This is a genomic window from Teredinibacter purpureus (assembly GCF_014217335.1).
GTDB lineage: Bacteria > Pseudomonadota > Gammaproteobacteria > Pseudomonadales > Cellvibrionaceae > Teredinibacter > Teredinibacter purpureus.
In genome coordinates this window covers 3,744,115-3,766,083 of sequence record NZ_CP060092.1, presented here as the reverse complement: position 1 = coordinate 3,766,083, position 21,969 = coordinate 3,744,115, and the positions used below count along the sequence as shown (strand labels likewise).

The following is a 21,969-nucleotide window of genomic DNA, read 5'->3' as shown; positions in this document are numbered from 1 at the left end:
AGCTTGTCAGGCAAAGCCATGCCGATAGAATGGCTTACTGCACTATATTGAAAGCTGCACACCCGTGCTTAGGCAAGGGTAAGGGCTTGTGGCCGAAGTGGGGCGCTTTCTACAGACCAAAATAATCAGACGACAAATAATCGGACACCCATGTTAACGCTCAAGGTTCGAATCCTGTGTGTTTTTCAGCAATTTTTATAGCACGTTTTAGCGTTTCGATTTTATCTTTTCTCTCGTGGTATTCTTTTTCCAGTCGTTCGAAAATCGGTAAATATTTATCGCCATATCGCGCTACAATTTTTGCAGCTTGATGATAAGCCTTTTTTATTTGCGACAAGCTTAATTGATCACTCATGCAACCCTCTCTGGTGATAGAGGTGCGGGCATTTAATCCATTCATGCAAATCTTTCAGGTAGAACGCTTCACGAATGCGTTTGCCTGTTAAAGATAGTGTTCTGGGTTTTGGGAAAGTGCCGCAGTCAATGCGCCCTAGTATTTCTTGTTTGGGAATACCGCATAGGCGAGCGGCAAGCTTGAGAGGGATAAGTGCATTGCTCTGAATCATAAGCGCCGCTGTTACCTGCGCTTAAAAGTCCGCCTTAATGCTTTTGCCATTTAATATCTGATCCATGGGGCTTTCCTTTTCAAAGGAAGCGGTAACAGCCATATGCTGCATCGCTTCCTTGCACCCATGTTTGAAAATTAGTTACGCGCCTGCTGTTAACAGATAGTCGCTTTCTCAGAATTAAGCCACGCAGCTACTAATAGCATACGCTGTGTATCTGAATTATTCGTTAACTGAGAGGCCGTTTATTTTGTGGTATCAATCTTAAAGTCTTCCTGAAGCTTACCCCAATGCGTTCTAAGCCCATCTTTGTGGGCATCCTCCATCGGTAGTGCTTTGAGTGCTTCAGGCCAAAGCTCCCTTGCCTTACTCAGCGTATCATCCAAATGTGGCTTTATTGCTCGCCATGGAATACCTGACTTATCAGCCCATGACTGAAAGTGCGCCATGGTGACTGTATACCACTCCTTCGTTTTACCAAGATTGAGCGCGTACTGGGTTTCGTTTTCGATATAGACGTTGGTTGTGACGATATCGTAAGCAGGAGACAGCCGTGGCGTGATCTTATCGGGGTATAGAAAGCTCCAGTTCTTGAGATGTGCATCGCCATTGGCCAAGAGAATATTCACCAGTAATCGCCTTGCGAACTGTTGAGCGTCGGCAAGCCCGTCGCCAGAAAAGCCATAAATGACTTTGCCGATATTCTCGTAATTAGCCGAAGTGTATTTTTCGTGCGGGTACTTCGCCAGAATTTGTGCGAAGTCTTCCATGTGAATACGTTGATCGTCTTCACGATCAAATCGCTTGATGGCAAAGGCTTGCTTCTCATCGGGTAAGTTAATTTGTGGCAGGTTATCGAGCTTATCCAGCTCGACAAGTTTGATCTCAGGGATATCAACGCCAACGAGCCCCGCCAGCGACATGGCCGTATATTCGTTCAGTGGTACGAACTTATGCTTGGTTGAGGGCGTTTTGATGATCCAGTCACCCAGCACATCACCCTTGGACAAATTATAGCGCCCATCCTTTTCCTTCATGGAAAACTTCATTTGCACGCCAGCCAAGGAAAACTTATTTTCTCTTCCCTTTTTATGGAGAGCATCTTTGTCGAATTTTACGGCCTTGGCTTTTCCATGCGTGTTCAATACCCTGTCTAATAAATGGTCGGGAACATCTTCAGGCTCCATCGGCGTGGCTTCGATAGCCCCCGGCAAATCTTCGCCAAGGTACGAGAGAATGTGAAATTCATTATCAACGTGCACCTTCAGGCCTTGTGCGATCAGCTCACGTAATGAGCCCTCTGGCAGTAAGTTTGAAAGTACAGGATGCAATCGTTGATTCCGTGCCCATGGCTCGGCCATGAGCTTGTCCGCATTCGGAAACTTGGGGTGCGTAATCAGGCTGAATGCCGGACGTTCAGGATTGTTTTTAAACGTATCTGCAATGCTCAATACATTGCGGCCATTCTTAAACCCTGCGAGATAGCCGATCAAAACGCCGTGAATGGAGAGCTGTAATACATTCACTTCATCATTTGTATCTGTGCTCATTCGTTTTCTCCCAGCAACCCTTGCCATGGATCATCGGTTAGAGACTTATTCTTTTCTTTGCCCGTCTGGCTTGGCTTGGTTGGCGCCCCAGTTGATGACCCAGTGGGTGACAAAGCCTCGTCGGCCAATACAGCCAGCACAGCATTTAGCTTTTCTTGGGGGATAAGCAGCAACTCGCTCTTAAGCCCCTTGGCGATTAACTCAAGGGTATCGAGCCGAGGATTTCCTTTGGATTCCAGTCGCTGATATTGTTGGCGCGATATACCGACGCGCAACAGCATATCGTGCTGCTTGAGTGCCAGTACTATACGGCGTTTTTTGATCTGTTCGAGTAGTGAATTCACGATGAAACTCATATGTTGCTATTTATCTATAAGAAACATATTAGTTTCTTTTTTGCATATTGGCAATATATAAGTTGCTTTAAGGTGTTCTGGTTGGCTTTGCCGATTTGAAGCATACTGATTTCGGAATGATGGCTACAGCAGAGGATGTGGGTATATTCTTGAGGGCATTAAACGATGGTTCATTGCTAGATGAATATGAACAGGCTATTTACTCCTCTGTCTATGTGTATGGGCATACCGGCTTGTTACCGGGGTATTATAGTATCGCTCGTTACCATGAGGGCATTGATGCAGTCGTTATTCAGTTTGTTAATACATCAAAAAATAATCAAATAATCGGACACCCATGTTAATGCCGGAGTTTACATTTTTTACCGTCATACCTTACTCGTAAATGGTTTTATCAACGGGGCTGCACAGCCCTCGTTCATGAACACCAATAACATGCGTATATATTTGGGTAGTCGACAAATCTGAATGCCCCATTAATTCCTGAATATTTCGAATGTCAGCGCCACTTTGTAAAAGTTGTGTTGCAAATGAATGACGAAAAGTATGGCACCCTGATTTTTTATAAACATGGGCCGCCTGGATCGCGAGTTTAACTTTTCTCTGTATTTGTTTTTCACCAATGTGATGACGCCTAATGGTCCCTCCACGAGGATCAACGGCTGTATTCTTTGCAGGAAAAACATATTGCCATGCGGGGTTGCGCGCTGCACACGGGTATTTCTTTTCTAAAGCATCGGGAAGATAGACTTCGCCAAAGCCTTCGCCGATATCCTTATTATGTAATGCCAAAGCATATTGTATTTGTACTTTAAGAGTATCTAGACTGACTTCAGGTAATATTGTTCTACGCCATTTTCTTCCTTTACCCTCCCTAACGACGATACAATTATTTTCGAAGTCTACGTCTTGAATTCTTAATCGAGCACATTCCATTACGCGTAGGCCAGAGCCATACATAAGCAATGCCGCCAATTTGTAAACGCCCTGCAACTGATTAATAACCGCCATTGCCTCACGATGGCTAAAAACTGTAGGCAACGTTTGTGGCGTGACGCTCGGAACAAACTGAAGCGTGCCCAATTGAATATTAAAAAATTGATGGTACATAAAGACCAAAGCATTAAGTGCGGTTTTCTGAGTGTTGACGGAAACATTACGGTCAACTGCAAGATAACTCAAAAAGGCGTCGACCTGCTCAGCGCCAAGATCTTTGGGGTGAGCTCTATTGTGAAAATGAATGAAATGTTTAATCCAGCTGCAATAGGTTTTTTCAGTGCTGTAGGCGAGCTGCTTACTGCGAATATGGCTCCGCAGTTGATCCATAAATCTAACGGGTTTTTGCGGTAGGTTTGGTCGTATATCATCCATGGTAAATTGCGCTCATACTGCTGTTTATATATACAGCTTACAGTCGTGGTCGCACGTTTTCCAGCAGTAGTTTTGCTGTTATGTCCTCAATACAAGGGACTTAAATATATTTCCTATTGAAATCAATGGGTTAGCGGCGCAAAATTATCTTAATATACCGACATAAGGTTCCATATCACGGCTGGCGTCGTAAACCGTTCTCCTCTGAGACCTTGACGGGACGGGGCGTTGCGAGTAATTTGTTGCGTTATCGAAAATAAATATACCGACATGGGGATATGACGCCTTATGTCGTAGATACAACTGTTATGTTTAAGGCAGGTATGGAAACAATTGATCTAATAAAATCTGATTTAATCCGTTTGAGGGATTCGCTTAAGTCAAAGCCTGAAGCAGAGTTAAAGGTTTATGAAAAAGAGCCATTGAAAAAAGAATACGATGTTTTTGGCAAAAAATATCCTTTGGTTATTTATAGTGAAATGGATCAGGATGGCACGTTAAACGTAATCGTTGAGGCAACCAAATATCACTTGTTTGGATCTTCAACTAGCTATTCAGAGGGTTTCAAAATTCAGGGTGGAACAATCATTGATCTAACCGAGCAGGAACTATGGGAGTTCGATTAAAACATAACAAACAAATCATGGCGCAGCAAAGCTGCTGGGACCTCCGTTCCGTCGCTTCGCTCCTCCACTACGGCCCCATATTTGGGCGTTAGCTTCCCTAAAGGAATCAAAAAATTAATGTTATTACGTTATATTTATGCACTTATATTATCTATGTTATCACTCACCATTAAGGCTGAGGAAATTTCGGAATATAGAATAAGTGGTACGGAAATAGTAACAATCAGTTCAGGTATTAATAAACAAGATTATGAATTATATATAAAGCTACCTCGTAACTATTCACAGACGAAAAAAAATTATCCCGTTGCAATTTTAAGTGATACTGGATTTTCTTTTCCTATCGCTAGTGGTGTAGTTGGCCTTATGGGAGGCAGAGATATTGAAGATCTCATTCTAGTAGGTATATCATATTCAAAAGGGAGTTCTTCCGAAATTAGTCGGACTAGAGATTACACGCCAACTTTCGCTCCAGGTGAAAAAGGAGCACATTCCTTAGAAGCTCAAAAATATTCGGGTAAAGCATTCCAGTACTTGGAGTTTTTGGAGAAGGAGGTTTTTCCTTTAATATCTCAAAAATACCGTATTGATGTGGATAATAAAATCTATATAGGCCACTCTTTTGGAGGGCTTTTGGGAGCTTACACCCTTTTGGTTAAACCAGAACTATTTCAGAAATATATTATAGGTAGTCCGTCATTATGGTATGACGAAGGAGCTATTTTCCGTCTAGAAGAGGCGTATGCAAAAAAGAACAAAGCGATGAATGCAACTGTCTTTATGTATATTGGTAGCGAAGAAAATAAAAACAACCATAAAAGCATGGTTGATGATGTCTTGCTTTTCGAAAAAATACTTAAAAATAGGCAATATAAGGGATTAACGTTTAACGCCTATGTATTGGATGGAGAAACACATTTTAGTGTGTTTTCTCTGCTTTTAACAGACGGCTTAAAAAAAGCAATACCAAAGGGCTAAAAACAGAGGCTAACAAGCGTGTCATGTCGGAACTCCATTCCAGCGCTTCGCGCTTCCACTCCGTCCGCATACACGGGCGTTATGCAACATGAGAAATTGAACATGGAGTTAACTTGTCACTGCGGTAACGTAAAAATTGAAGTCTCGAAACCTGATCAAGTAACTCAGTGCAATTGCTCTATCTGTAGCAGATACATGAGCCTTTGGGGCTACTACCAACCAGATGAGCCCAAAATCGAAATTGGGAAGAGGGGCGTAGAGGCATATTCCTGGGGTGATCATGAACTTGATTTTATTCGCTGTGGTCATTGCGGTTGTGTCACTCATTATGAAACTAAAACAGGACAACCCAATCCAAAAACTGCCATAAATTTTGGTTTGGCTAGGCAGCAAGTATCAGACGTACCAATTAGATATTTTAATGGGGCACAAGAGCTATAAATGCATAACAAGTTTGTCAACAGGACATTTTTTATTACGCTCCGTTTTGCGGTGGCTTCGCCACTTTACCGCAAAACTCCACTTCACAAAAAATGCCCGTTACAAAGGCGTTATGTTTGCGGCTGAATAAAGGAGAGGTCTAGGTGGAGCGAGGTAGCCTATTATCGCTCATTGCTGCGTGCTTATTTAGCTTCTATGTGGCCACCGATCTGATTCCTAAGTCACCCGGATGGTGGGCAATAGAATACGATTCGTGGCGACGGCATGCAGTGATGAACACTCGTACTGAGATACAAGAAGGGAATGAATGGTTTTTGTACGTGGACACCTTTCAATTAGAAATAATTAAAAACTCGGAGTTGGATGGTTGGTTTATTGGTTGGGTAATTGCATTTGGAATAATGCTTTGCTATTGGGAAGTGTTTTTTTACCCTCTATTTGGCCTATATAAGTAAAAACATAACCAAGTTAGCCAACCTCGCCCGTAAACGGGCTGGACCTCCGTTCCGGTGTTTGTTTATGTGCTTTAACGCTGACGCTAGCACAACACAAACACCTACACTACGGCCGTTGCTAACGGCGTTATGTGTAGCTAATAATGAAGAAAGTTTTTATCTATAAGTTTCGCGGTACTTATTCTGGGGGGTCAGACTATGACTACCATGCACCAGTCGCAGGGCATACGCATAGCTGTTTGATCTTTATTGCTCAAGAATCCGCTGAAATTGATACATTATCAGCAAGAAATGAAATCGGCCGTTTTGGATTTGTAGATTTGGAAAGTGTTGATGGGAAGCGAATGAGCGTAGAATCACTTAATACTCAAATGTATCAAGGGTTTTCGGGTTTTTACGAAGAAGCGCTTCGCGAAGGTAGCTCTCTTGTATATTACCCCAACACATAACAAAGCTGTCATAAGGACATTTTTTGCTTCGCTTCGTTTTGGGGTGGCTTCGCCACTATACCCCAAAACTCCACTACACAAAAAATGCCTCATACAGCGGCGTTACTTGTCTATTAAAAAAAGTTTGGTGTGTAGTTAAGTTTCAGTAGGGTGTTCCTAAATTCGTTACCCTCCATCAAGTTTAGGTAAGCCACCTTTGGTCGCTTACAACGTGCTTCGTAAAAGGTAGATTTGGTAATCCGGTAAAGCTTCGTTGCAAAAAGCGCAACCAAGCTTTACCTGGCAAAGGGAGTTTGCGGCTTATTCCTCCCGGTTGTTCCTTTCTGTTGGTTGCCATAATCACTTGTTGTTTTGGGTCAATTTTATGCCTTCTGTTTTGGCTATCCCACGGTTATAGTTGGGTCTAACCAAAGCTTCAGGCTTTTTAAAAAAATACAGCAATTGGCGTAGCAGCGTAGTTAAAAGTGAGTAGGTGTTTGGTACAAGTAACAAATCGCTGCACACGGACGCATATTGCTACGCTCGTTTTTATGTATGTCGCGGTGCTCCATTTTACATAAAAACGCTCTCCGCAATATGCGCCGGTGAGCTCGGCGTTATGGCTAAGGTTAAACGATAGGAGAGTGAGCTTGGGGAAAAGAATTCTAATTTATATCGCTGTAATTCCAACTCTGCTATTTTTCATTCAGTCTGCGATGATTTCTTACATGCTTGTTTCTGGTTCTGTCAGGCCGGGTGATAGGATGTATGGAGATTTAATCGCTCCAAGCTATCTAGTTTCAAGTTTAGGTACAATAGTGAGCTTACTGGTGCTCTTGCTTCTAGTTTTTGCCAATCACAAGGTTAATAATGTTGGTTCAAGTACATAGCCATAACAAACAAATCAATTCGACCTCCGCAAGCTGTCTTCTTTTTTGCGGAGCAAAAAAGCAGCCATCTCGCTCCGGCGAATTATTTGGGCGTTAGGCAACCCACAAGGAGAGAGTTCAGTGTTTCGAATAATGGGGTTTGTGGCGCTAATTCTCTTGGTATCTGCATGCACCAAAATTGATTTCAAATCCGAAGAGCTACAGCCGGTTCAATCAAATTTTTCGGATGGAGACCTAAACATTATCGTATTGACTGAGGGCACGCTCATATCTCGTGAAGCTAACGAAAATCTGCATAGTCGAGAATATGCTTTTCCACCACGCATATTGATTCATGTCTCAGCAAATATTAAGCACAAAGATTCTCCGTTCACGATTACGTCGGTATCATTACGTGATGAGAGTCAAGCTAATTTACTTTTACTTAAACCAGAGAACCTTGTCCTTCGCGACTCATGGTACAAAGATATTGATAAATACGAAACCTATGGCCACCTAAAGAATATGGGGGGCTTAAACACAGTAAGAGATATATTAATTACACCGTGGATTAGCGATATTGAGATAAACAAAGATTATGTTTTTAGTTTTAGCTACATCAATCTCGAAGGCATTGAGAAACTAATTAAAATTGACTATAAGGCTAAGCTAAATACTGAGAAGGGCTTCGTTCCATCAAAAACCTACTGGAATTCAATATAAATGCCTAACAAGTATAGCCACCTGACACAAATTGCAACGCGCCTTTTTGGTGTTCGCGTTGCTCACATTTTACCAAAAAGGCGCGTCACAATTTGTGCAGGTGCTATAGGCGTTAAAGGCTGTTCGTGGTTTTAGGGTTTTCCACCAACGAGTTAGCAGTGATCGTCCGCCTCTTTCAGTCCGTGTGTTTAACCGGTAAAGTGGCTTGTAATAAAGACCGCGTCAACGTGGCTCCAATGGAGGGTTTAGCGTGTTGTATCCATCTCAATCCATCCGTTCCCTGTGTTCCGTTTTGTCGTCAACTAATAATCAAGGGCAGTGCTTCGCATTTGTTTGTGCCGGGCTAAGTCCAGCACAATTAGCTAATACAGTGCTGCCCTTAACAAGTTTAGCCATGCGACGCCCAAAAGGCGGGCGCACATGCTAAAGGCGTTACATTTACCCATGAAAAAACATATTTCACTGTTAATACTGCTCTTTTCAAATTGCTCATTGTCATGTGATGATTTGGAGATCCCACAACGAATGGAGTGGTCTTCAAATAATGAAAAGATCGAATTGTTTATATCGGTTCCTGAGTATTACAAAGAGCATAAATATGTAAGTGGCACACTTACAAGTGGTAAAATACAAGTTGCCTTGAGCTTCACCAGAATAGATTATATTGGTTGGGTATCGACAACAGTTATTGGAAGCAAAGAATTCTTTAATGCAGCTAATTTGTCGGTAAATTACAAGAAACTTGGTAGCTACAATAAGGAAAGTAATAGTTTCTCGTTTGTTGGCTGCTATGCGGAGTACAATATCGAGCTAAAAATGTAACAAATCGCTGCACTCGGACGCATATTGCTACGCTCGTTTTTATGTATGTCGCGGTGCTCCATTTTACATAAAAACGCTCTCCGCAATATGCGCCGGTGAGCTCGGCGTTAGTGCTTAAAACCATGAATCAAATATCTCGGTCTATTTTAGCTTTTATCGTCTCGCCTATAGTGCCAATAGTTTTGCTAAGTATTTTTGTTTTAGGTATCGATAAATTTTTACAAGCTTTACCGTTAGTAGCTTTTTTTTCGTACCTAATTACGGTATTTGTAGCGCTTCCAATCTATGGGGTCATGCTATGGAAGCAATGGTTAAAATGGTGGCATTTCGCTATTCTAGGTGTGCTTCCGGCTTTGTCGTTAGATTTATTTGGATGGCTATCTAGCTTAGGTAGCGAAGGTAGTTTCATCACTGTGCGCCAGCATGGTATCGACCTTATTATTGAGGGTAAACGTACCTTGGCCGGCTATATTTACTTGGCTGCTAGGCTAATATTTTATTCATTAACAGGTATTGGTGCGGGTGTATTGTTCTGGTTTATCGCACATCGCGGGCATGCACTAACAAGGCCATTAAATTGACGGCTTTTCCGTCGCTTGTTTTGTGGTTTAACGCTACGCTACCACAAAACAACCAACTACAAAGCCGCAATTTATGGCGGCGTTAGGGCCACCATGAGATCAGCGATACTTTTAATTACAATGCTATGTTCGTGTAACCTCTATGCGGATATTGATTTAGCTGAAATGCAAAAGTATGAGGAATTTGATAGCTGGATATACGAGGCATTTCCTTTTGGTAGCCCAGCAACAGAAGGTAAGATTATCGAGCTTGGTAAACTTATCGAATCTACTGAAGAAGAGTATTCTGTAGGGCATGCTGCCAATCCGTTGAAATCTGTAACTTATAGGTTCCCCGGCCTTGAGGTTTGTGCCATTGTTGAGCAAACAGAGACTAAAAAAGCCCATGTAACTCAAATAACTATAAGCTCAAGCAACTGGGTTCTTTCCAATGGTATTGCAATTGGCCAAAGCCTAAGTGTGCTATCCAAACTACCTGTTTCTCCGCATGAAGGTACTCTAAATTATTGCGGTGCCGCCAATTGTATTGAGTTTCAAGCAAAGGGTAATATTATTAATGCTATTAAAGTTAACCTATATGCCGACTAAAGCCCTAACAAGTTTGGCAAGCGGGACTGCTAAAAGCGTGGCTTCGCCACAACGCAGCCCCTTCCAAAGGCGTTAAATAGCTCGGCAACATACTATTTATACGGCGTGAAGATTTCAGTTTTAAACTTACATTTTTAGCTGTGTAGTGGTTTTAAATATAATGCTAGTTTCATAACGAAACAGTTCGTTTAGCTCTACCAGCATTAAACCGTGCAAACCACTCTAAAAGTCTGTTTTAGTATTTTAAGTTTTACTGGTTGCAAGCATATTTTAGTAACTCGTAAAAAGTGTTATTTTCGAGCGGGTAGTTTTAATGAAGAAAAAAGCAGAGCGGGGTAGTGGTGTAAAGTTTACCGGTCGTTCTTCTTAGGGTTTTCAGGTTTAGCGTTTACGGGTGTTCATGTAGCGTTGTTCGCCACTTTGGTAGCAAAGCTCCATTTGCGTTCCGCAACGCAGTGTTGGTGTTGTTTGGTGTATCGCCATTTAACAAGGCCATCATGCTGCGCCAGCAAGCTGGCTGGACAAATTTTCCGTTGTTTGTTTTGTGCTTTAACGCTACGCTAGCACAAAAAAACAACTCCAAATTTGCCGCATATGGCGGCGTTAAATAGCTCGGCAACATACTATTTATACGGCGTGAAGATTTCAGTTTTAAACTTACATTTTTAGCTGTGTAGTGGTTTTAAATATTATGCTAGTTTCATAACGAAACAGTTCGTTTAGCTCTACCAGCATTAAACCGTGCAAACCACTCTAAAAGTCTGTTTTAGTATTTTAAGTTTTACTGGTTGCAAGCATATTTTAGTAACTCGTAAAAAGTGTTATTTTCGAGCGGGTAGTTTTAATGAAGAAAAAAGCAGAGCGGGGTAGTGATGTAAAGTTTACCGGTCGTTCTTCTTAGAGTTTTCAGGTTTAGCGTTTACGGGTGTTCATGTAGCGTTGTTCGCCACTTTGGTAGCAAGGCTCCATTTGCGTTCCGCAACGCAGTGTTGGTGTTGTTTGGTGTATCGCCATTTAACAAGGCCATCATGCTGCGCCAGCAAGCTGGCTGGACAAATTTTCCGTTGTTTTTTTTGTGCTTTAACGCTACGCTAGCACAAAAAAAACAACTCCAAATTTGCCGCATATGGCGGCGTTACTTGTCTATTAAAAAAGTTTGGTGTGTAGTTAAGTTTCAGTAGGGTGTTCCTAAATTCGTTACCCTCCATCAAGTTTAGGTAAGCCACCTTTGGTCGCTTACAACGTGCTTCGAAAAAGGTAGATTTGGTAATCCGGTAAAGCTTCGTTGCAAAAAAGCGCATCCAAGCTTTACCTAGCAAAGGGAGTTTGCGGCTTATTCCTCCCGTTTGTTCCTTTCTGTTGGTTGCCATAATCACTTGTTGTTTTGGGTCAATTTTATGCCTTCTGTTTTGGCTATCCCACGGTTATAGTTGGGTCTAACCAAAGCTTCAGGCTTTTTAAAAAAATACAGCAATTGGCGTAGCAGCGTAGTTAAAAGTGAGTAGGTGTTTGGTACAAGTAACAAATCGCTGCACACGGACGCATATTGCTACGCTCGTTTTTATGTATGTCGCGGTGCTCCATTTTACATAAAAACGCTCTCCGCAATATGCGCCGGTGAGCTCGGCGTTAGGGTTCCTATGAGAAATCTCGTACTTTTTATTATTGTCCTAATTTCGGTTGCCGCCGAATGTGGCGCGGTGCATATGCATGGTGGTTGACGTATAAAGTAGAACCGAAGAGTATGAATTTCAAGAATATCGAGGCTACCGCTCTGAATTCTGACTTTAAGAAAATCTCAATCTTGAGCTGTAAACTGCCCGCTACGTTCTCGGCAGAAGAGTGCGCAGAAATTGATGGGAATAATCTAAGCTTGACTGTCGAAGGTGATTTTAACTCTGATGGCATTATTGAAATATGGCGTATTGGAGTGGCTAAATCAAAGCAAGGGCAATATTACAAAGTCCTTTTCGCAACTTCCAAAGATGGAAAGTTACTTCATTCCTTAAGTACGAAATACGACAGGCCGGGGTTTTCTGCTTTTCTGGTTAGAGGCGATGCCCTATCTTGGGTGATGTGTATGGAATGTGGGCACCTAGCTGACGTTGTTTGGTCGGGAGAAACGTTCATGCTAGATTGGGGCGAGGACTATGGGTAACCCTAACAATACGTGCCAGCTGACATTTTGGTCGGCGCTCCATTTTGTGTATGGCTTCGCCATGCTACACAAAACTCCACACCAACCAAAATGCAGCTGCACTCTGCGTTAAATAGCTCGGCAACATACTATTTATACGGCGTGAAGATTTCAGTTTTAAACTTACATTTTTAGCTGTGTAGTGGTTTTAAATATTATGCTAGTTTCATAACGAAACAGTTCGTTTAGCTCTACCAGCATTAAATCGTGCAAACCACTCTAAAAGTCTGTTTTAGTATTTTAAGTTTTACTGGTTGCAAGCATATTTTAGTAACTCGTAAAAAGTGTTATTTTCGAGCGGGTAGTTTTAATGAAGAAAAAAGCAGAGCGGGGTAGTGATGTAAAGTTTACCGGTCGTTCTTCTTAGAGTTTTCAGGTTTAGCGTTTACGGGTGTTCATGTAGCGTTGTTCGCCACTTTGGTAGCAAGGCTCCATTTGCGTTCCGCAACGCAGTGTTGGTGTTGTTTGGTGTATCGCCATTTAACAAGGCCATCATGCTGCGCCAGCAAGCTGGCTGGACAAATTTTCCGTTGTTTGTTTTGTGCTTTAACGCTACGCTAGCACAAAAAAACAACTCCAAATTTTCCGCATATGGCGGCGTTACTTGTCTATTAAAAAAAGTTTGGTGTGTAGTTAAGTTTCAGTAGGGTGTTCCTAAATTCGTTACCCTCCATCAAGTTTAGGTAAGCCACCTTTGGTCGCTTACAACGTGCTTCGTAAAAGGTAGATTTGGTAATCCGGTAAAGCTTCGTTGCAAAAAAGCGCAACCAAGCTTTACCTAGCAAAGGGAGTTTTCGGCTTATTCCTCCCGTTTGTTCCTTTCTGTTGGTTGCCATAATCACTTGTTGTTTTGGGTCAATTTTATGCCTTCTGTTTTGGCTATCCCACGGTTATAGTTGGGTCTAACCAAAGCTTCAGGCTTTTTAAACAAATACAGCAATTGGCGTAGCAGCGTAGTTAAAAGTGAGTAGGTGTTTGGTACAAGTAACAAATCGCTGCACACGGACGCATATTGCTACGCTCGTTTTTATGTATGTCGCGGTGCTCCATTTTACATAAAAACGCTCTCCGCAATATGCGCCGGTGAGCTCGGCGTTACAGGCTGTTTCAATTTAATTTGTAATGGTTTTAAAAACTCTGCCACTAGCAGAGAAATAGCATCAAGGAATGTGGTGGGTTTCTATCCCTTCAGTTCGTTCCGGTGCCACTAAATAATAAGCAGTATCGGCAGCCAAACCCGTTCAATGTAAGCTGCCAATAAGTGAGTGCAAGGAATCTTCAAATTCGGTATTCTTGCCCTTTGATAATTAACCAACGGCTTCGCATAGTGCTTCGTAGCAGGTAATCATGCAGCTGTTGTAACAAGTAAATCAATTTGACCTACGTAAACTGTCGTCTTTTTTGCGGGGCAAAAAAACCGCCAATTTACTGCGGCAAATTATTTAGGCGTTAGAAACGTCTAGGTCATAGTGAGAAATGGAAATTCGAGAATATAGAGACGAATTTAAGGAAGAGATCATATCGCTCATCCTAAATATTCAGAACAACGAGTTTAATATCCGTATAACCGAGTCAGACCAGCCGGATTTACAAAATATTGGCGCCTACTACCAGAAAGCGTCAGGTAATTTCTGGGTGGCAATTTTCGAGGGGAAGGTTGTAGGTACAATATCCATTCTAGATGTTGGTGATAAAATCGGCGCTTTGCGAAAGATGTTTGTCGCATCAGAGTTCCGTGGCAAAGAAAAGGCAGTTTCATGCAATCTGCTTCAAACCGCTTTAAATTGGTGCGCACTGAAAGGCTATAGCCGAATTTTCCTTGGTACAACTGACAAGTTTATAGCGGCACACAGATTCTACGAAAAATCGGGGTTTAAAGAAGTGACTAAACTCGATCTACCACCGGCTTTTCCTGTAATGCATGTAGATTCAAAGTTTTATGCGTACAGTTTCTAACAAGGCATTCAACGTGACGTTTTCGTCGTCGCTCGTTTTGTGCTTGTTAGCACAAAACAAACAACAACAAAAACGCCCGTTAATGCGGCGTTAGCGGTGTTTTGGGCTGGGATATATGAATAAAGTAATATTTCTTTTTAGCATGTTTTTTAGTTTGGGATGCTTTTCAGCGGAAGAATATTCACAGACACGATGTGACCTGTCTGAAAATGGTGTGTTGATTATACAATTTGCGAGAGGTGAAGTTAGCAGAAGGATTTCACTAGCCCCATCAAGGAACATCATGACTTTTCGTGGTAGTACTCTGAGTGACATGAAATGGACAAAAAAACTCGATGCAGTTGAATATTTTACTTATGATGATAGCTCTGTTCTTTTGGCGTTATTCAAAGATGGCAGGAAGTTTAGTTTCGGGAAGATTGATTCGCCATGTAAAAAAACTGTAGAAAATATTCTTGGGGCTTTATTTGAGAGTCCTGAGTCCACAGCTAACAAGTAAAGGCAAGGCGACGCCAAAAAGCGGCGCGCTTGCTTTAGGCGTTAGAAAACGGAAAAGTCTAATATGAGCAAGCAGAAGGTTACTTGTGAAAAATGCTCTAGGAAAACTCCCAGAAATATGTACAACAAATGCATATATTGTGGCGAAGCCTATAAAGAAGAATATCATTTCTCTCAAAGTGAAAAAGACGAAAAATTGGTTGAGATTGAGGAGGCGAATGCCGCACAAGAAAGGCAGTTAGATGATTACCGAAAAAAGGAGAAGGAGAAAGAAGTGGCTCGCAGAAAAATTGAAAATACTACTCACCACAATGGTGGACTGTTTTAGTGTGATGTATAAATAAGGGAAAAATTCTAACAAGGCCAGTCAATCTGACCTCCGTAAACTGTCTTCTTTTTTGCAAAAAGACGCAAAAAAGCAGCCAATTCACTCCGGCAGTTGCTGGCGGCGTTAGGATATTTCTATCTATCAATCTAGGGGATTTATGAAAAACTTATATTTCACAATTTTTGTTTTATGTTTGTCTGGATGCGCAACTGCATATGGTAAATATGGTTTCTCAGGTGGCTATAAAGATAAGCAGTTAGATGATGGGTCTATTGAAGTTTCGTATCAGGGAAACGGTACTACTTCTCCAGAAACAGTCGAGCTATATTGGGAAAAACGAGCCGCAGAATTATGCCCAAGTGGATATGATATCGTTTCAAAAGAAAATGGTGGTCACAGTAGTTATTACCCAGTGCAAGTATTTCACCCCTTAACTGAGGGTGTTATTAAGTGCCTTGGTGATGGTTAACAGTGCAATCCTAACAAGCCGCTGTAGAAGGACAGTTTTTCCGCCGCTTAAATTTATGGCGAAAAGACTGCCATAAATCAATCAGCTCCAAAACTGCCTCTAAGCGGGGCGTTATGTGTATACGAGCAGAGTATGAAGAGTTTCTATCGGAAATCGCTAAAATGGAACCGGAGAGTAACTGAGAGTAAAGCATTCAAAATGTTTTTTCTCCTGACCATCTTGTTTGGTTTGGTAGGTGTTTTATTCTTGGGGTTCAATTTTATTGTGTATGTCATCGTTCCAGCGATCTCTTTGCTTTTTGTAATAATCGGGGGCGGGCAGTTATTTATTGCGTTTGGTTGTCTTAGCAAAAGGGCAGTTTTAGAGGCAATCTTTCCCATATTGTTTGGTGGGTTTCTTATATGGGTTGGGCTAATAACAGTGTATGCCGTACTTGGCGGGCATTACACATAACCAAACGCTGCACGCGGACCCATTTTTCTACGCTCATTTGTGTAGTCGCTGCGCTCCATAATACACAAATGCTCTCCACAAAATGGGCCGGTGAGCTAGGCGTTACTTGTCTATTAAAAAAAGTTTGGTGTGTAGTTAAGTTTCAGTAGGGTGTTCCTAAATTCGTTACCCTCCATCAAGTTTAGGTAAGCCACCTTTGGTCGCTTACAACGTGCTTCGTAAAAGGTAGATTTGGTAATCCGGTAAAGCTTCGTTGCAAAAAAGTGCAACCAAGCTTTACCTAGCAAAGGGGGTTTGCGGCTTATTCCTCCCGTTTGTTCCTTTCTGTTGGTTGCCATAATCACTTGTTGTTTTGGGTCAATTTTATGCCTTCTGTTTTGGCTATCCCACGGTTATAGTTGGGTCTAACCAAAGCTTCAGGCTTTTTAAAAAAAATACAGCAATTGGCGTAGCAGCGTAGTTAAAAGTGAGTAGGTGTTTGGTACAAGTAACAAATCGCTGCACACGGACGCATATTGCTACGCTCGTTTTTATGTATGTCGCGGTGCTCCATTTTACATAAAAACGCTCTCCGCAATATGCGCCGGTGAGCTCGGCGTTAAACACCAAGAGATAGTCATGAGAACATTTTCTGAAAAATATCTTGGCGGAAGTAAGGTTCACGAAGATAGATACAAAATAGATGTCATAGTACTAGAAAAATATATGGCGTTTTCTACTGAAATATTGAGATTGGCGTTATTGGGAATAGCTGTATATGGGTTTTTAGTATCTAACATCGTGCTGGAAATCGGGGAGAGCGGTCTGTTAGCTCTCAATGCCAATATGAGCTCGGTAGTTTTTCTTTTTTTGGGTCCAATTGCTTTTTTACTTTCTTCCTTGGCGGCTCTTGCGCACAGGTTTTACTCATCTGATTGCCTAGCGCACTATGTGCGGATACTACGCCTTAGTGAGGCTGAGGGTAATGAAAAATTGAAAACAGAGAAAGATAGCCTAGAAAAAGATGGGAAGCGTTGCAAGAACCTAATTATTGCTTTATGCATCTTTTTAGTTCTCGGTGCTTTCTTAGCTGTTTGTTCATTTGGTATTGTCCTAAACGGGGGAGTACATGTTTAACAAGGTTAGCCAACCTCGCCCGCAAGCGGGCTGGACCTCCGTTCCGGTATTTTTATGCGTTTATCGCTACGCTAACGCACAAAAACACCTACACTACGGCCGTTGCTAACGGCGTTAGATGAGAACACGTCCAATGAATATATATCGAATCATTACGGCTACCTTCATGGCGCTATTTCTGGTGTCGTGTGATATCGACGGTGATGGATATATTTTTAAGTCCTCCCCAAATACACATATCGCAGACGAAAATCTCCGTAATGAATTTAAGACGGAACTCGAGAATAGCAATATCGAATTTTCAACCAAGTTAATGGATGGTGGAAAGGAGTTTGTTTTCTGGTCTAAGGCTGTTGATTCTCAAGTTCAAGCTATTAAGGAATCCGTGGTTGGTAATATTCCTCCACGAGGAAGGTCAATTAGTATTTCACCTGAAAAGCATTTGCACCCAATCGCAGAAAGTTTTGAAAAGGCTGGAATTCCTTTCCGTTGGGAAAGATATTACGGGCAGCTATATCTAGTTTGGTCTCCCGAGCACACTGAGAAAGTTGTCTCTTTAAATGACGGAGAGTACTCTCGCCTTATAATCGGTGGTTAAGAATCATCTAACAAGGCCATGCAGCACAGCCACTGCGTGGCTTGGACAGCCTAGTCGTTGCTCGTTTTGTGCATGGCTACGCCATTTTCACACAAAACAATCAACAACTAGTCTGCCGCTGATGGCAGCGTTAGCACTCAAAACATATGAATTATCGAGTTACTTTAAGCAGTTACAAAGAAGATAAATATTATCCCAAAGTTGTTGGTGTCGTTTCCGAAATACTTGAGTGTGAGCGAGTAGTAAAAACAATTGATGTATTTCACAAGATCGGTGTATTGTCCGAAGAAAATATCAAAAAGTGGAACGCTGGGCAGGTGGGCTATCTAGAGACTGTGATCGAATGCAATCTAAGCAAAGCAAATCGAATTATGGCTGTACTTGGTTTTCATTCACATGATCTCAATCTAGCAAAGTCCACTAATTTTGTAAAACGTAAAGGTCAGTATTTACGCTTCACAAAGTCAGGGGCTAAAAAAATGGAGGAATGCTATGCTCGGCAGTATAGTATCGTTGGCAAAAAGTGCTAACAAGGCCAGTCAATCTGACCTCCGTAAACTGTCTTCTTTTTTGCAAAAATACGCAAAAAAGCAGCCAATTCACTCCGGCAGTTGCTGGCGGCGTTAAATAGCTCGGCAACATACTATTTATACGGCGTGAAGATTTCAGTTTTAAACTTACATTTTTAGCTGTGTAGTGGTTTTAAATATAATGCTAGTTTCATAACGAAACAGTTCGTTTAGCTCTACCAGCATTAAACCGTGCAAACCACTCTAAAAGTCTGTTTTAGTATTTTAAGTTTTACTGGTTGCAAGCATATTTTAGTAACTCGTAAAAAGTGTTATTTTCGAGCGGGTAGTTTTAATGAAGAAAAAAGCAGAGCGGGGTAGTGGTGTAAAGTTTACCGGTCGTTCTTCTTAGGGTTTTCAGGTTTAGCGTTTACGGGTGTTCATGTAGCGTTGTTCGCCACTTTGGTAGCAAAGCTCTATTTGCGTTCCGCAACGCAGTGTTGGTGTTGTTTGGTGTATCGCCATTTAACAAGGCCATCATGCTGCGCCAGCAAGCTGGCTGGACAAATTTTCCGTTGTTTGTTTTGTGCTTTAACGCTACGCTAGCACAAAAAAACAACTCCAAATTTGCCGCATATGGCGGCGTTACTTGTCTATTAAAAAAAGTTTGGTGTGTAGTTAAGTTTCAGTAGGGTGTTCCTAAATTCGTTACCCTCCATCAAGTTTAGGTAAGCCACCTTTGGTCGCTTACAACGTGCTTCGTAAAAGGTAGATTTGGTAATCCGGTAAAGCTTCGTTGCAAAAAAGTGCAACCAAGCTTTACCTAGAAAAGGGAGTTTGCGGCTTGTTCCTTTCTGTTGGTTGCCATAATCACTTGTTGTTTTGGGTCAATTTTATGCCTTCTGTTTTGGCTATCCCACGGTTATAGTTGGGTCTAACCAAAGCTTCAGGCTTTTTAAAAAAATACAGCAATTGGCGTAGCAGCGTAGTTAAAAGTGAGTAGGTGTTTGGTACAAGTAACAAATCGCTGCACACGGACGCATATTGCTACGCTCGTTTTTATGTATGTCGCGGTGCTCCATTTTACATAAAAACGCTCTCCGCAATATGCGCCGGTGAGCTCGGCGTTAGTGCTTAAAACCATGAATCAAATATCTCGGTCTATTTTAGCTTTTATCGTCTCGCCTATAGTGCCAATAGTTTTGCTAAGTATTTTTGTTTTAGGTATCGATAAATTTTTACAAGCTTTACCGTTAGTAGCTTTTTTTTCGTACCTAATTACGGTATTTGTAGCGCTTCCAATCTATGGGGTCATGCTATGGAAGCAATGGTTAAAATGGTGGCATTTCGCTATTCTAGGTGTGCTTCCGGCTTTGTCGTTAGATTTATTTGGATGGCTATCTAGCTTAGGTAGCGAAGGTGGTTTCATCACTGTGCGCCAGCATGGTATCGACCTTATTATTGAGGGTAAACGTACCTTGGCCGGCTATATTAACTTGGCTGCTAGGCTAATATTTTATTCATTAACAGGTATTGGTGCGGGTGTATTGTTCTGGTTTATCGCACATCGCGGGCATGCACTAACAAGGCCATTAAATTGACGGCTTTTCCGTCGCTTGTTTTGTGGTTTAACGCTACGCTACCACAAAACAACCAACTACAAAGCCGCAATTTATGGCGGCGTTACATTCACAAACTGGGTTGTAGAAAATTTTAAATGAAAATAGCGCTTTCACTAATTCTGATTGTGGTCAGTATTTCAGCTAGAGCTAATACGCTGGAAGACTTCTATTATCAGCTCCCCATTTTTATTTGCTATGACGATGTGTATCTTGGGTGCAGAAACGGAGAAACCATTGAGGCGTGTACAAAAGGTTTGGTGCAACACCGAGAGCCTTGCGTAAAAAACAGGAACATTGATTCGATGGAGGTTTTAACCGAGGCTATGGGTTGTATGGTGTTAAAGCACTCAGACGTCGAAACTATAGAAGAATTCGAAGCTAAGTGTAATGGAGGTATGAATATCAATATTACCAAAGCGAAGGAAAAAGTCGAAAAAGCTGATCATGACTGGGTGCTCGAATTATTAAAATGAATGTAACAAAACAATCAACCGGACTTCGCTAAGCGTGGTTCGCTTTGCTCACAATACCACGCTTAGCTTCGCTCGGTTATTGTGGCGTTATGGCTAGTCAGCCTTACGGAAATTTATGAAGCAAAATAGCTCAATAAAAATTGCGTACTGGAGAGGAGTGCTTGTTGCACCGCTAGCGGTACTTCCCGCTACTCTATTCTGGACACTTTTTTCAGCCGTTGCGCAGTTCACTTTTCAAAGCTCAATTGATGCTGTAATTACCGGATTATTTATTAGTTTATGGGGTATTTGCATCGCATATATAGTTACAGCCACGTTTGGGAGCTTAAGTTGGTATCTGCTGTGGCGTTTTGAAAGGCTTTCATTATCTTCGCTACTAATAGCTTCTATCATTCCTTCTGCTATAACAGTTCTAATTACTAAAGACATCGTTTTTTCATTAATGGTCGCATATTATTCGTTGGCAGTTGCCTTTTCGGTATGGCTTGTTGGTCTTCGTCATGTCAAGGCCATAACAAAGCCATCAAAATGACGGCTTTTCCGTCGCTTATTTTGTGGCTTAACGCTACGCTACCACAAAATAATCAACTACAAAGCCGCAATTTATGGCGGCGTTAGCACTCAAAACATATGAATTATCGAGTTACTTTAAGCAATTACAAAGAAGATAAATATTATCCCAAAGTTGTTGGTGTCGTTTCCGAAATACTTGAGTGTGAGCGAGTAGTAAAAACAATTGATGTATTTCACAAGATCGGTGTATTGTCCGAAGAAAATATCAAAAAGTGGAATGCTGGGCAGGTGGGCTATCTAGAGACTGTGATCGAATGCAATCTAAGCAAAGCAAATCGAATTATGGCTGTACTTGGTTTTCATTCACATGATCTCAATCTAGCAAAGTCCACTAATTTTGTAAAACGTAAAGGTCAGTATTTACGCTTCACAAAGTCAGGGGCTAAAAAAATGGAGGAATGCTATGCTCGGCAGTATAGTATCGTTGGCAAAAAGTGCTAACAAGGCCAGTCAATCTGACCTCCGTAAACTGTCTTCTTTTTTGCAAAAAGACGCAAAAAAGCAGCCAATTCACTCCGGCAGTTGCTGGCGGCGTTAGAAAGTTGCACGAGGAAGAATGAACTTTAAGCGAGCTACATTTTATCTTGAGGTTACAATATCGCTACCGTTGCTGTCTTTTTGTGTGTTTAATATTTACTTGTACTTCAGCTGCCCGGAAAATCACTTTGAATGCGGGGGCTGGGAATATCTATTTATTATGTATTTTTCGCCAATAGGATTTTGTATTCTATTAGCCGCTGTAATATTGGGTAAGTCATCGAGCTGGAGGTCGCAATGGTTGCTGGTGGCGCCAGTTTTTTGGGTCGTGTATTGGTATTTCGTG

Annotated in this window: 27 protein-coding genes; 22 read left to right on the top strand and 5 right to left on the bottom strand. The window is 41.7% G+C overall.

All coding sequences use genetic code 11. The features are described 5' to 3' along the window. Nucleotides 1-160 precede the first annotated feature (160 nt). The 4 genes from H5647_RS16675 to H5647_RS16660 all read right to left on the bottom strand — a co-directional run bounded on the left by H5647_RS16675 (nucleotide 161) and on the right by H5647_RS16660 (nucleotide 2,460). Entirely contained in the window at nucleotides 161-355 is a 195-nt protein-coding gene (locus tag H5647_RS16675) for a hypothetical protein (protein WP_045860161.1), read from the bottom strand. Further along, entirely contained in the window at nucleotides 348-566 is a 219-nt protein-coding gene (locus tag H5647_RS16670; RefSeq protein WP_045860159.1) for a hypothetical protein, read from the bottom strand. The genes H5647_RS16675 and H5647_RS16670 overlap by 8 nt, the downstream gene beginning before the upstream one ends. A 245-nt stretch (nucleotides 567-811) precedes the next feature. Continuing rightward, complete coding sequence (locus H5647_RS16665) at nucleotides 812-2,116, bottom strand: type II toxin-antitoxin system HipA family toxin (protein WP_045860157.1); 1,305 nt, start codon at nucleotides 2,114-2,116, stop codon at nucleotides 812-814. Continuing rightward, on the bottom strand, nucleotides 2,113-2,460 hold the full coding sequence (locus H5647_RS16660; protein WP_052692277.1) for a helix-turn-helix domain-containing protein: 348 nt from the start codon (nucleotides 2,458-2,460) through the stop codon (nucleotides 2,113-2,115). The genes H5647_RS16665 and H5647_RS16660 overlap by 4 nt, the downstream gene beginning before the upstream one ends. Before the next feature lie 107 nt (nucleotides 2,461-2,567). On the opposite strand from H5647_RS16660, the gene H5647_RS16655 reads away from it, so the two are divergent. Continuing rightward, a complete protein-coding gene (locus H5647_RS16655; RefSeq protein WP_200911596.1) occupies nucleotides 2,568-2,816 on the top strand; it encodes a hypothetical protein in 249 nt (82 codons plus the stop codon). Nucleotides 2,817-2,847: 31 nt separating this feature from the next. Here the strand turns inward: H5647_RS16655 and H5647_RS16650 are convergent, their stop codons facing one another. Continuing rightward, nucleotides 2,848-3,843 (bottom strand): integron integrase, encoded by a 996-nt coding sequence (locus H5647_RS16650; RefSeq protein WP_045860151.1) that lies wholly within the window; start codon nucleotides 3,841-3,843, stop codon nucleotides 2,848-2,850. A gap of 278 nt (nucleotides 3,844-4,121) precedes the next feature. Between H5647_RS16650 and H5647_RS16645 the strand changes: the two genes are divergently transcribed. The 21 genes from H5647_RS16645 to H5647_RS16550 all read left to right on the top strand — a co-directional run bounded on the left by H5647_RS16645 (nucleotide 4,122) and on the right by H5647_RS16550 (nucleotide 21,587). Then, entirely contained in the window at nucleotides 4,122-4,469 is a 348-nt protein-coding gene (locus H5647_RS16645; protein WP_045860149.1) for a hypothetical protein, read from the top strand. Nucleotides 4,470-4,586: 117 nt separating this feature from the next. Then, entirely contained in the window at nucleotides 4,587-5,447 is an 861-nt protein-coding gene (locus H5647_RS16640) for an alpha/beta hydrolase (RefSeq protein ID WP_045859123.1), read from the top strand. Nucleotides 5,448-5,528: 81 nt separating this feature from the next. Beyond that, nucleotides 5,529-5,888, top strand: a complete 360-nt coding sequence (locus H5647_RS22575; RefSeq protein ID WP_456243500.1) for a GFA family protein — start codon at nucleotides 5,529-5,531, stop codon at nucleotides 5,886-5,888. 143 nt (nucleotides 5,889-6,031) lie between these two features. Further along, nucleotides 6,032-6,343, top strand: coding sequence for a hypothetical protein (locus tag H5647_RS16635; RefSeq protein WP_045860146.1), 312 nt, complete (start codon nucleotides 6,032-6,034; stop codon nucleotides 6,341-6,343). 143 nt (nucleotides 6,344-6,486) lie between these two features. After that, nucleotides 6,487-6,792 carry a hypothetical protein gene (locus H5647_RS16630; RefSeq protein WP_045856761.1) on the top strand — a complete coding sequence of 102 codons (306 nt, stop codon included), beginning with the start codon at nucleotides 6,487-6,489 and terminating at the stop codon, nucleotides 6,790-6,792. Between the two features lie 989 nt (nucleotides 6,793-7,781). Continuing rightward, entirely contained in the window at nucleotides 7,782-8,363 is a 582-nt protein-coding gene (locus H5647_RS16625; RefSeq protein ID WP_162926424.1) for a hypothetical protein, read from the top strand. Between the two features lie 525 nt (nucleotides 8,364-8,888). After that, on the top strand, nucleotides 8,889-9,185 hold the full coding sequence (locus H5647_RS16620) for a hypothetical protein (RefSeq protein ID WP_045858627.1): 297 nt from the start codon (nucleotides 8,889-8,891) through the stop codon (nucleotides 9,183-9,185). 122 nt (nucleotides 9,186-9,307) lie between these two features. Further along, entirely contained in the window at nucleotides 9,308-9,766 is a 459-nt protein-coding gene (locus H5647_RS16615; protein WP_045860141.1) for a hypothetical protein, read from the top strand. A 93-nt stretch (nucleotides 9,767-9,859) separates the two neighbouring features. Beyond that, a complete protein-coding gene (locus H5647_RS16610) occupies nucleotides 9,860-10,354 on the top strand; it encodes a hypothetical protein (RefSeq protein WP_162926423.1) in 495 nt (164 codons plus the stop codon). A 1,744-nt stretch (nucleotides 10,355-12,098) separates the two neighbouring features. After that, nucleotides 12,099-12,512: a hypothetical protein gene (locus H5647_RS16605; RefSeq protein ID WP_162926369.1), complete on the top strand. Its 414-nt coding sequence runs from the start codon at nucleotides 12,099-12,101 to the stop codon at nucleotides 12,510-12,512. A 1,515-nt stretch (nucleotides 12,513-14,027) separates the two neighbouring features. After that, on the top strand, nucleotides 14,028-14,507 hold the full coding sequence (locus tag H5647_RS16600; protein ID WP_045860136.1) for a GNAT family N-acetyltransferase: 480 nt from the start codon (nucleotides 14,028-14,030) through the stop codon (nucleotides 14,505-14,507). A gap of 115 nt (nucleotides 14,508-14,622) precedes the next feature. Then, the gene (locus tag H5647_RS16595) at nucleotides 14,623-15,006 is read left to right on the top strand and encodes a hypothetical protein (protein WP_045860134.1); all 384 of its coding nucleotides are present in this window, start codon (nucleotides 14,623-14,625) and stop codon (nucleotides 15,004-15,006) included. A gap of 63 nt (nucleotides 15,007-15,069) precedes the next feature. Next, on the top strand, nucleotides 15,070-15,333 hold the full coding sequence (locus H5647_RS16590) for a hypothetical protein (RefSeq protein ID WP_045860132.1): 264 nt from the start codon (nucleotides 15,070-15,072) through the stop codon (nucleotides 15,331-15,333). 157 nt (nucleotides 15,334-15,490) lie between these two features. Beyond that, complete coding sequence (locus H5647_RS16585; RefSeq protein ID WP_045856500.1) at nucleotides 15,491-15,802, top strand: CC0125/CC1285 family lipoprotein; 312 nt, start codon at nucleotides 15,491-15,493, stop codon at nucleotides 15,800-15,802. Between the two features lie 1,071 nt (nucleotides 15,803-16,873). Beyond that, a complete protein-coding gene (locus H5647_RS16580; RefSeq protein WP_045858642.1) occupies nucleotides 16,874-17,371 on the top strand; it encodes a hypothetical protein in 498 nt (165 codons plus the stop codon). 133 nt (nucleotides 17,372-17,504) lie between these two features. Further along, nucleotides 17,505-17,969 (top strand): hypothetical protein, encoded by a 465-nt coding sequence (locus H5647_RS16575; protein ID WP_045860107.1) that lies wholly within the window; start codon nucleotides 17,505-17,507, stop codon nucleotides 17,967-17,969. Nucleotides 17,970-18,115: 146 nt separating this feature from the next. Beyond that, nucleotides 18,116-18,499: a hypothetical protein gene (locus H5647_RS16570; protein ID WP_045860127.1), complete on the top strand. Its 384-nt coding sequence runs from the start codon at nucleotides 18,116-18,118 to the stop codon at nucleotides 18,497-18,499. A 1,121-nt stretch (nucleotides 18,500-19,620) separates the two neighbouring features. Continuing rightward, nucleotides 19,621-20,079, top strand: coding sequence for a hypothetical protein (locus tag H5647_RS16565; protein ID WP_045860121.1), 459 nt, complete (start codon nucleotides 19,621-19,623; stop codon nucleotides 20,077-20,079). A gap of 116 nt (nucleotides 20,080-20,195) precedes the next feature. Further along, nucleotides 20,196-20,573, top strand: a complete 378-nt coding sequence (locus H5647_RS16560) for a hypothetical protein (RefSeq protein ID WP_045856711.1) — start codon at nucleotides 20,196-20,198, stop codon at nucleotides 20,571-20,573. A 115-nt stretch (nucleotides 20,574-20,688) separates the two neighbouring features. Continuing rightward, complete coding sequence (locus H5647_RS16555; protein ID WP_045860119.1) at nucleotides 20,689-21,105, top strand: hypothetical protein; 417 nt, start codon at nucleotides 20,689-20,691, stop codon at nucleotides 21,103-21,105. Nucleotides 21,106-21,203: 98 nt separating this feature from the next. Further along, nucleotides 21,204-21,587 carry a hypothetical protein gene (locus H5647_RS16550; RefSeq protein WP_045856803.1) on the top strand — a complete coding sequence of 128 codons (384 nt, stop codon included), beginning with the start codon at nucleotides 21,204-21,206 and terminating at the stop codon, nucleotides 21,585-21,587. Nucleotides 21,588-21,969: the final 382 nt, after the last annotated feature.